Here is a 9,086-nt window from a genome sequence, read left to right as displayed (position 1 = left end):
GAGGTGGCGCCATCTTCTGGAGAATGGCTTCCTTACGTTCCGGCGAGTAATAGGGCATGGTTGTCCTCTGAAATCATCAGGCGACAACTACGCTGACACATAGGGATCCCTGTATTCAGTCTCACAAAGCGCCTATTTCTCATTGGTCGACCGAACGGGTATAAAGAAACAACCGCCACCCCAGCAGCAACGCAGCCGAGGCCAGGCCGGCGGTGAGGCCCACCCAGAAGCCCGGGGCGCCCATGGCGTTGGTGATCAGGTCGGTGAAGGTGAGCACGTATCCCAGTGGCATGCCTACGCCCCAGAAAGAGAACAGCATGATGAACATGGGAATGCGGGTGTCTTTGTAACCGCGGAGGGCGCTGATGCAGGTGACCTGGATAACATCGGCAATCTGGAAGGCGGCGGCGAATTTCAGCAGCAGGGTGGTTACCCTTTGCACTTCCGGGTCGCTGGTGTATAGCCGTGCAATGGCACCGGCAAACACGAACAGTGAGCTGGCGAAGAGCAGCGCGGTCAGCCCCGCCAGAATCAGCGAACTGCGGGACAGCAGGTGGGCGGTGCCGGGGGTTCCGGAGCCCATCAGAAAGGCTATCCTGAGGGTAAGGGCCATGCCGATGCTCAGGGGCACCATAAAGGTCAGCGAGGTCACGTTCAGGGCAATCTGGTGCCCCGCGACGACTACCGGTCCCAGTGGGGCCAGGAACAGGGCGATGACCGCGAACATGCTGGCTTCCACAAAGATGGTGAAGCCGATGGGCAGGCCGATACGCAGGATGTAGCGCAGATTTTCGGGGTCCGGCCTCGCCCAGTCGGCAATCAGGTGGAACTGCCGGTAGACGGGGCTGCGGTTCAGGTAGGCCACCATGGCGATGGCGGCCACGACGTTGGAAATGGACGTCGCCCAACCACAGCCTACGCCACCCAGTTCCGGAAGACCGAACTTGCCATAGATCAGTGCCCAGTTCAGCGGCAGGTTAATCAGCGTACCCAATACCGAGAAGGCCATGATCACCCGGGTATGGCCCAGGCCGTCGGTCAGGCCCCGCAGGGCAACCATCAGCAGCATGAAGGGCACACCCCAGGCAAAGGCATTCAGGTAGCCAACGGCAATGGTGGCGGTGTGGGTATCCAGATTCATCAGGCTGAATAGCGGCTGCATGTTGACCAGCAGCAGGATCATCAGCACGGCGCTGGCGGCGCCGATGTAAAGGCCCTGCCAGGTGGCGGGCATGATGCGCCCGGTCTCTCGCGAGCCGTTATAGCCGGAAATAATGGGCTGCAGCGCCCCCAGCACCCCCATGAAGAACAGAAACACCGGCATCCAGATGGCACTGCCAATGCCCACGGCCGCCAGATCTTCCGCGCTGGCATGGCCAGCCATCACCGTGTCGATCACGCCGTTGGCCATCTGGGCCAGCTGGGCAATCAGGATGGGGCCACCCAGCAGGGCCAGGGTGCGCCATTCCGTCAGTATCCGCGGTACCAGTGGCGCCCGGGTGTCCGGCACCGGTTGATGTTCTTCGTCCAGCATGGCTTGGTTGCTACCTGAAGTCGCCTGAAGGCGGCCTACTATACACGCCAGGACCGGGTTTCTGGAAAGTGGAGGGCAGCCCCGGGGAGGATCAGACCTGACGGCCGGTGGTGGCGGTCAGGTAGCGCAGGCCAGGGCCAGAACGTCCTGACGAAGATCTTTCGTGGTGTCCTGCAGGTGTCGCCAATGGCGGTCGTCGGCGGCCACCAGCAGTTGGTGAGTCAGTTGTACCATGTCCTCTGTGTTCTGCTCGGCCCGGGCCCGCTGGCCATCGCCCTGATAGTGTTGATAGTTGAGGATGATCTCTTTCAGGCGGCTGTCGAAATCCGGTTGCTCACGTTCTGCCAGCACCTGGAAAAAAGTGGCCTGCCAGTGTTCCCGGCCTTCCAGCCAGGCTTCGGTGGCGCCTGCCCGGCCTGCCACCCACTGCCGGATGATGGCCAGCTGGCGGTCGTTAAGGTCGCCAAGCCATCGGCCCGCCCGCTCGCGGACCCTGTCCACAGCGTCTTCCGGGGTGTCATCCTGAAGATATTCCTGTCGATACTCGGTCTGCTCCTCTTTCATACTGGCCACCAGTTCATTCACCTGGTCGTCGCTGAGGTCTTGCAGCAGGCGGCTGGCGACCGGAATGATCCTTTCGGCCAGGGGCTCCAGAAAGATTGCCACCTGTTCACGGTGATGGGTGATACGTGTCGGGGGCAGCTCTCCGCTGGTGGTTTCCCGGCGCAGTTCCTCCAGCCAGTCGGAGTAGCGGGGCAGCTGGGTTTGGCAGTGCCAGTCCCTCAGCTCACGAAGGTCGCTGCGCAAGGTATCGGCCTGCTCACCCGTCAGGTCGACGTAGTCTTCCACCCACCAGACGGCGCCCCGATCCGCAAACTGGTAGGAAAGGCGCGTTGAGCTACAGGCGCCCAGCAGAGTCAGCAGTGTTAACAGGCTGATCACGCGGAGAAACCCGATGGGTCTGACAGATCGCACTGGCAGAAGTCCTTTTGAAGTTTCGTTACCCTGTGGCGTCCCTGTCTGCCGTTGCAGACGCTGGATGGTCCGTTTGGTTAACTCGTTGACCTACTGAGAATTAACCAAACGGGACACCGACCGGACTATGGTAATACAGTAGTACGTCAAGAGTTGTTACGGTGATGTCGGGCAGTCGGATGCCTGCAAGCGAATTCGGGAGGCGTTTCTTGGGTCAGATCTCTTCGTTGCGCGTTTCGCAACTGGTGTTTGCGTTCTACATGTCAGGAATCATGTCGCTGCTCATGTCCGGTGTGATCACGGTGATCAATACCGGTCTGGCAGGCTCTTTTTTACACCGCTGGCTGGCCGCCTGGCTGGTGGCCTGGGCAGTTGCCTTTCCGCTGGTGGTGTTGGTGGCCCCTCTGGCCAGGCGCATGACGGACGCCACCGTCCGCCGGCTTGACCGCTCCAGCCCCGAGGGCAAGGAGTGAGGCTGCTCGTGCTGGCATTGGCTATCTCAATGGCAATCACCTGAAGCGGCTTGTGATGTGCTGGTCCTGACGATTCTGATCCTGCTGATGGCAGCCCTGCTATAGCGTGCGTTGGAGCCACCCGGAACGCCAGATTTTGTCGAGGGAGGTTACCGGGGTCACGGTAATCACCTTCGTGTCAAAAAATGTCAAATCCTTTTCCATCCGTTTTTCCAACCCGTCCGTAAATCGATCTGACACACAGGTCATGGAATGAATCTGTGCAGGTTCGAACCACTGTCATCCGATAACAAAATGATTTCTCCAAACAGGGAGCAGATATCATGAATCGATTATTGGCTGTACCAGTGGTGCTGGCAGGCGCCCTTACGCTTGCCGGCTGTAATGACAGTAGCAGTTCCAGTGATGACGACCGTGGCCCGCAATCGCAGGTCCGGATTATCCACGCCTCGCCGGATGCACCGCCGGTAAACATTCTGGTGGATGGCAGTGCGGCGGTGGAAGGTGCTGATTATAAAGATGTTGCCTTGCTGACGCCCGCCCCCGGGGACTATGACATTACCGTGGAAGGTATTCTGCCCGGTGGCAATGCGACTGTGATCGGGCCGGCGGCATTCACCTTCGAGGAGAATGTCCGTTACAACGTGGTCGCGGTCAACAATGTGGCTTCCATTGAGCCGCTGGTGTTTACCGATGACAACCCTGACTTTTCCTCAACTGATCAGGTCCGGGTACGTATCGGGCACCTGGCGCCAAACGCACCGGATGTGGATGTCTACGTGACCGCCGCCGGTGAAGGGGACGACCTCTCCACCATCGACCCGCTGCTGCCCGCCGTGGCCTTCAAAGACGTAGCTGACGCGGTTGAAGTGCCGGCTGGAGACTATCGGATCCAGATTACCGCTGCCGGTGCCGATACCGCCGTCTTTGACAGTGGTGATGTGCCCCTGCCCGCCGGTGCCGACCTGTTTGTCGGGGCGGTCACCAATACCGGTGCCAACGCCTCCGCTACTGGCGCGAGTCCGGTGAGCCTGATCGTCGTCAATGGCGGTGAGGTCTCAGAACTCTACGATGCGGATCAGGGCGCGGGCGTGCGGGTAGTACACAACTCTGCAGACGCACCGGCCGTGGACATTCTGGTGGATGATATGGCGACCCCGCTGACCAACCTGACCTATGGTGACGTGGCGCCCTTCGACACGCTGGATGACTATGCCGTGCTGCCGGCGGGAGTTACCAATCTCAAAGTGGCCGCTTCCGCCGACAACAGCGTGGTGCCCATCGACGCGGACGTGGATCTGGCCAATGGCCAGGGTTACTCAGTGCTGGCCGTGGGCCTGCTGAGCGATTCCAACTTCCCCATCGAAGCGCTGGTGCTTGAGGACAGTGTGCGCAGTATCGCCACCCAGGCCTCGCTGCGGCTCGTGCATGGTTCCACGGCAGCCGGTAACGTGGATATCTATCTGCTGCCGGGCAGCCAGACCGAGATAGGCAACTCGGAACCGACCCTGGCGGACGTGCCGTTCAAGGCGGTAACCGATTACCTGCCGGTGCCGGACGGCACCTACAACGTGCTCATCACCCCCACCGGTACTGGCACCGTTGCCATCCGCGCCGAAGGCATAACCCTGAACAGCGGTGGCGTATACACTGCCATTGCCCGCGATGCCAAAGCCGGCGCCATGGCGCCTCTGGACAGCTTCGGGCTGATCCTGCTGGACGATTTCAACTGATTGATTCTGGCTGCCAACCGGGTGCCCGCCTTGCGGGCACCCTTTTCATTCCATCAGCACTGCGGATTTCACCAGGGCGACCACCGTCTGCCCGGTCTCAAGCTCTAGCTCCCTGACCGACGCGCGGGTAATCCGTGACAGCAGTATCTGGCCGTCGTCCAGACGGCAGGTGATGGTGCAGCGGTGTTCATCCGCCTCTTCTATCCGTTCAATTCGTACCGGCATCCGGTTGCGGATGCTGATGCCTACGGGTTCCCGGGTGGCAAGGCTGACGTCGCTGGCCAGTATCCGTAGCCGGTGCAGGCTGGTCTGGTGGCTTGAATGGCCGCTGACCTGGAAGGGGACCGGGGGCCGGCCTTCGCCGCCGCGGGTGATGAACTGCCACTCGCCATTCCCGGTGCTGGTCAGCTGTCCCTGTAGCACGGCGGCCGGGCCTTCATCGCTGAACAGGGGGGAGTCCGGGCGGATCAGCGCTTCTCGCAGGGTCTCGGTGCGCTCCAGGCGACCCTGATCCATGAAGGCGACATGGTCGGCGAGCTGCTCAACCTCCCGGGCAGAGTGGGTGACCAGCAGGATGGGAACACCGGTGCTTTCGGGAAGGTCGGCCAGGAACGGCAGGATCTCCCGTTTGGCGGTGGTGTCCAGGGCCGACAGGGGTTCATCCAGCAGCATCAGCTGGGGGCTGGCCAGCAGCGCGCGCCCCAGGGCTACCCGCTGGCGCTGGCCGCCTGACAGGGTGTTTACCGGCTGCCGGGTCAGGCTGTCCAGGTCCAGCAACCGGTAGACCCTCTCCGGGTGCAGTCGGCGCTGATCCGGCGGCGTGCGCTGGTAGCCGTAGCGCAGGTTGGCCTCCACCGACAGGTGGGGCAGCAGGCTGGATTCCTGGAACACCAGCCCCAGCCGCCGACGGCTCAGAGGCAATCGCTTGCGCCCCGACTGCCAGAGCTGGTCCCGGAACCGCACTTCTGCGTCCCGGGTTCGTTCCAGCCCGGCAATCAGCCGCAGCAGTGTGGTCTTGCCGCAACCGGATCGACCGTACAGGGCGGTGATGCCCTCGGTGGGCAGCGAGTCATTGATCGCAAGGGTAAAATCGCCCCGCTGGGCCCGGGCACGTATTTGCAGTGTCATGCCCTTACTCCATCGACCCGCCGGTTAAAGCTGTACACCGCCACCAGCACCACAAAGGCAAACACCAGCAGCCCCAGCGAGAGGCGGTGAGCGGCGTCGTAGTCCATGGCTTCGGCGTAGTCATAGATCAGCACTGACAGCACCTGGGTTTCCCCGGGGATACTGCCGCCAAGCATCAGGATGACACCGAACTCCCCCAGGGTATGGGCGAAGGTCAGGGTTGCCGCCACGATAAAACCACCCCGGCACAGGGGCAGGATCACGGAGAACAGCCGGTCCAGAGGGCCAGCGCCCAGGGAGGCCGCCACTTCCACCGGCCGCGTCCCCAGGTGACGGAAGGCTTCCATCAGCGGTTGCACCGCAAAGGGCAGGGAATAGATAACCGATGCCACCAGAATGCCCTCGAAGCTGAACGCCAGGTGCGTCAGTCCCATGGCCTCCAGGGTCTGGCCCACCGGCCCCCGGGGGCCGAGCGCCATCAGCAGATAAAAGCCCAGCACCGTCGGCGGCAGAACCAGCGGCAGCGCCACCAGCGCCTGTACCACCGTGCGCGACGGCGATTGCCGGTGTGCCAGCCACCAGGCCAGGGGCGTGGCCAGTATCAGCAGAATGATGGTTGTCAGTGAGCAGAGCTTGAGGGTTACGGCAATCGCCTGCCAGTCCTGGGGGGAAAGCTCAGGCATGGGCTGTCACTCCCTGTCCGGCGACTCGAAGCCGTAGCGGCGAAGGATGGCCCCGGCTTCGGCAGATTGAAGGAAGTCCCGGAAACGGTGGGCTTCCGGCTGGTCGGCACCGCGGCGGGTGACCACCATGGCCATGGCCAGCGGCTCGTGCAGGTCACCGTCGATCAGGGTGAATGGCCGACCGGCCAGCTCTGGCGCGAAGGTCAGTGACCAGGCAATGAGGCCGGCGTCCGCCGCGCCGGATTCCACCATGGCTGCGGTCTGGCCGATGTTCTCACCGTAAACCAGTTTCTCTCGCAGATCCTGCCAGAGGCCCAGTGATTGCAGCGCTTCCTGCGCGCGCTGGCCGTAAGGGGCATGGCGGGGCTGGGCAATGGCAATGCGGCGGATGGATTCGCCGCCAAGGTCGGCTGGCGTCAGGGCTTCCCGCTGCGGGTCGGCGTGCCAGAGCACCAGCCTTCCCACGGCGTAGACCTCGGGGTCGGAAGCCGCCGAACCGAGCCGGACCAGCTGTTCCGTATAGGCGGTATCCGCTGACAGGAAAACATCGTAGGGAGCGCCATTGACGATCTGGGTGGCCAGCTTGCCGGAGGCACCGAAGATGACACGAATATCCGTCTCGGGGGACTGTTCCCGGAAGGCTTCCTCAAGCTCAGGCATGACCAGCCGCAGGCTGGAGGCAGCGGCAACAGTGAGGGCATGGGCGGGTCCGGTGGTGAGCAGGGCGAGCAGGCCCCATAGCAGGACAATGCGCATGGGCGACTGGATCTCCTTGGTTTGGTTCAGACTATCCTATTTGTGGTGCTGTTCAAATAGCGTTACGTGGCTCTCGCAGGAAGTGCTGGTTTAGCCGTTATCGACCACCGGTTGGAAGCCCCCAAAGAGGTGTGGAGCCAGATCTTTGGCGCCGTTGATACCCGGGAGGAATTCGTGGGGAAACGGCTGATGCTGGTGCTACGGGAATGGCATTGCCTACTGACCAGGCAGACAGGACGCCAGCAAGGCTTTCATGACGTCCGGCCCAAGGGCCTCCACCCGTTCGATATTCCGCTGCGGGATGGCGTCGGTATCCGGATAGGCGTCGATGGCACGTTCCAGGCTGGCTTCCCGCAGCAGGTGAAGCATCGGGTACGGAGAACGGTTGGTGTAGTTCTCCGCGGCATCCGCTGCGGTGCCAGCGAACTGGTAATCGGGGTGAAAGCTGGCGATCTGAATCACCCCTTCCAGCTCCAGGATGTCCAACAGGCCGTCGGCCACCGCCAGGAAGTCGTTGTAGTCATGGAAATCCTGCAGAACCCCGGGGTGAATCAGCAGGGTGGTTTCGATGCTGTCGTCATCGACCAGCTTCATCAGTTCCCGTTGCAGGTCATCCAGCAACCCATCCGGTGTCTGTGCGTCGGTCGCTGCGAAGCGAACGCGGTTATTCACCAGCTCCCGGCGGGCAAACGGGCACAGGTTGAGGTCGACAACCACACGTTCCACCCATTGCCGGGTGGCCTGGATAAGGGCTTGCTGATTCATGGCAGATGAGGTTCCGGAAGTTGGGTCAATTTGTGAGCGTCCTATGATACAGTGCCGGCCCTCAAAAAGGTGGGTGGATGTCATGGCGCTGTTGATTCTGGTAACCGTTCTCTGGGCGTTTTCCTTCAGTCTGATCGGCGAATTCCTGGCCGGTCATGTGGATAGCGATTTCGCCGTTCTCAGCCGGGTGCTGCTGGCGTCACTGCTGTTCCTGCCACTGACCCGCTGGGCCGGGGTGCCAGGTCGTCTGAAACTGGGCATCATGCTCACGGGCGCGTTGCAGTTCGGCATTACCTATCTGTGCCTGTACCGCTCATTTGCCTACCTGTCGGTGCCGGAAGTACTGCTGTTCACCGTGTTCACCCCCTTGTACGTCACCCTGATCGACGACGCGCTGTATCGCCGGTTTTCTCCCGTGGCGCTGATGGCGGCAGCGGTGGCTACCCTTGGTGCGGCCATCATCCGTTATGACGGGCTCAGCCAGGACTACCTGACCGGATTCCTGCTGCTGCAGATGGCCAACCTGACCTTTGCCTCGGGCCAGGTGGGCTACAAGCACCTGATGCAGGCTTTCCCGCTACCGGTCCCCGCCTGGTGTACCTTCGGGTATTTCTTCTTTGGTGCCCTGGTGATTGCGTTGCCGTCGTTCCTGGTGTTCGGTGACCCCGCCAGGCTGCCGTCCACTGGCGTGCAATGGGGGGTGCTGACCTGGCTCGGGCTGGCGGCCTCCGGCATTGGCCTGTTTCTGTGGAACCGGGGCGCCTGCCAGGTGGACGCTGGCACCCTGGCGGTGATGAACAACGCCCTGGTACCCGCAGGGCTGGTGGTCAACCTGCTGATCTGGAACCGGGATGCAGACCTGCTGCGTCTGGTCATCGGCGGCGCGGTGATCGGCTTCTCCCTGTGGCTGAATGCCCGCTTTCATCCCCGGGCACGGCTGGATCTGGCGACGTGATTCTTCGGTGGCGCTGATGGCCAGGCCTGGCCGGTGACAATCCCTTACACATGGTGTGGTTTCCAGTTGTTACCATTGCGCGTT

General features: G+C 62.0%; 9 protein-coding genes. 3 read left to right on the top strand and 6 right to left on the bottom strand.

Annotation, left to right across the window (positions count from 1 at the left end; genetic code table 11):
* Positions 1-139: 139 nt before the first annotated feature.
* Together ACFOZ5_RS17860 and ACFOZ5_RS17855 are read right to left on the bottom strand one after the other, a co-directional pair.
* The gene (locus ACFOZ5_RS17860) at positions 140-1,531 is read right to left on the bottom strand and encodes an MATE family efflux transporter (protein WP_379889871.1); all 1,392 of its coding nucleotides are present in this window, start codon (positions 1,529-1,531) and stop codon (positions 140-142) included.
* 120 nt (positions 1,532-1,651) lie between these two features.
* On the bottom strand, positions 1,652-2,509 hold the full coding sequence (locus ACFOZ5_RS17855; protein ID WP_379889859.1) for a DUF6279 family lipoprotein: 858 nt from the start codon (positions 2,507-2,509) through the stop codon (positions 1,652-1,654).
* A 209-nt stretch (positions 2,510-2,718) separates the two neighbouring features.
* Between ACFOZ5_RS17855 and ACFOZ5_RS17850 the strand changes: the two genes are divergently transcribed.
* Both ACFOZ5_RS17850 and ACFOZ5_RS17845 read left to right on the top strand, forming a co-directional pair.
* The gene (locus ACFOZ5_RS17850; RefSeq protein ID WP_379889858.1) at positions 2,719-2,982 is read left to right on the top strand and encodes a DUF2798 domain-containing protein; all 264 of its coding nucleotides are present in this window, start codon (positions 2,719-2,721) and stop codon (positions 2,980-2,982) included.
* Positions 2,983-3,305: 323 nt separating this feature from the next.
* The gene (locus ACFOZ5_RS17845; RefSeq protein ID WP_379889855.1) at positions 3,306-4,715 is read left to right on the top strand and encodes a DUF4397 domain-containing protein; all 1,410 of its coding nucleotides are present in this window, start codon (positions 3,306-3,308) and stop codon (positions 4,713-4,715) included.
* Positions 4,716-4,760: 45 nt separating this feature from the next.
* On the opposite strand, the gene modC is transcribed toward ACFOZ5_RS17845, so the two are convergent.
* The 4 genes from modC to ACFOZ5_RS17825 form a co-directional block, all read right to left on the bottom strand.
* Complete coding sequence (gene modC / locus ACFOZ5_RS17840) at positions 4,761-5,843, bottom strand: molybdenum ABC transporter ATP-binding protein (protein ID WP_379889853.1); 1,083 nt, start codon at positions 5,841-5,843, stop codon at positions 4,761-4,763.
* Positions 5,840-6,526 (bottom strand): molybdate ABC transporter permease subunit, encoded by a 687-nt coding sequence (gene modB / locus ACFOZ5_RS17835; RefSeq protein ID WP_379889851.1) that lies wholly within the window; start codon positions 6,524-6,526, stop codon positions 5,840-5,842. Before modB ends, modC begins: the two co-directional genes overlap by 4 nt.
* 6 nt (positions 6,527-6,532) lie before the next feature.
* On the bottom strand, positions 6,533-7,282 hold the full coding sequence (modA, locus tag ACFOZ5_RS17830; RefSeq protein WP_379889850.1) for a molybdate ABC transporter substrate-binding protein: 750 nt from the start codon (positions 7,280-7,282) through the stop codon (positions 6,533-6,535).
* 216 nt (positions 7,283-7,498) lie between these two features.
* A complete protein-coding gene (locus ACFOZ5_RS17825; protein ID WP_379889848.1) occupies positions 7,499-8,047 on the bottom strand; it encodes a DUF1415 domain-containing protein in 549 nt (182 codons plus the stop codon).
* Positions 8,048-8,129: 82 nt separating this feature from the next.
* On the opposite strand from ACFOZ5_RS17825, the gene ACFOZ5_RS17820 reads away from it, so the two are divergent.
* The gene (locus tag ACFOZ5_RS17820) at positions 8,130-9,002 is read left to right on the top strand and encodes an EamA family transporter (protein WP_379889846.1); all 873 of its coding nucleotides are present in this window, start codon (positions 8,130-8,132) and stop codon (positions 9,000-9,002) included.
* The last annotated feature ends 84 nt before the right edge of the window (positions 9,003-9,086 follow it).

Source organism: Marinobacter lacisalsi (assembly GCF_042651045.1).
Lineage (GTDB): Bacteria > Pseudomonadota > Gammaproteobacteria > Pseudomonadales > Oleiphilaceae > Marinobacter > Marinobacter lacisalsi.
Note: the sequence above shows the minus strand (reverse complement) of the source record. Positions and strands in the feature narration are given on the sequence as shown.

Coding starts and splice junctions, on each gene's coding strand:
- ACFOZ5_RS17845 (WP_379889855.1), top strand. CDS start 3,306: ATGAATCGATTATTGGCTGTACCAGTGGTGCTGGCAGGCGCCCTTACG.
- modC (WP_379889853.1), bottom strand. CDS start 5,843: ATGACACTGCAAATACGTGCCCGGGCCCAGCGGGGCGATTTTACCCTT.
- modB (WP_379889851.1), bottom strand. CDS start 6,526: ATGCCTGAGCTTTCCCCCCAGGACTGGCAGGCGATTGCCGTAACCCTC.
- modA (WP_379889850.1), bottom strand. CDS start 7,282: ATGCGCATTGTCCTGCTATGGGGCCTGCTCGCCCTGCTCACCACCGGA.
- ACFOZ5_RS17825 (WP_379889848.1), bottom strand. CDS start 8,047: ATGAATCAGCAAGCCCTTATCCAGGCCACCCGGCAATGGGTGGAACGT.
- ACFOZ5_RS17820 (WP_379889846.1), top strand. CDS start 8,130: ATGGCGCTGTTGATTCTGGTAACCGTTCTCTGGGCGTTTTCCTTCAGT.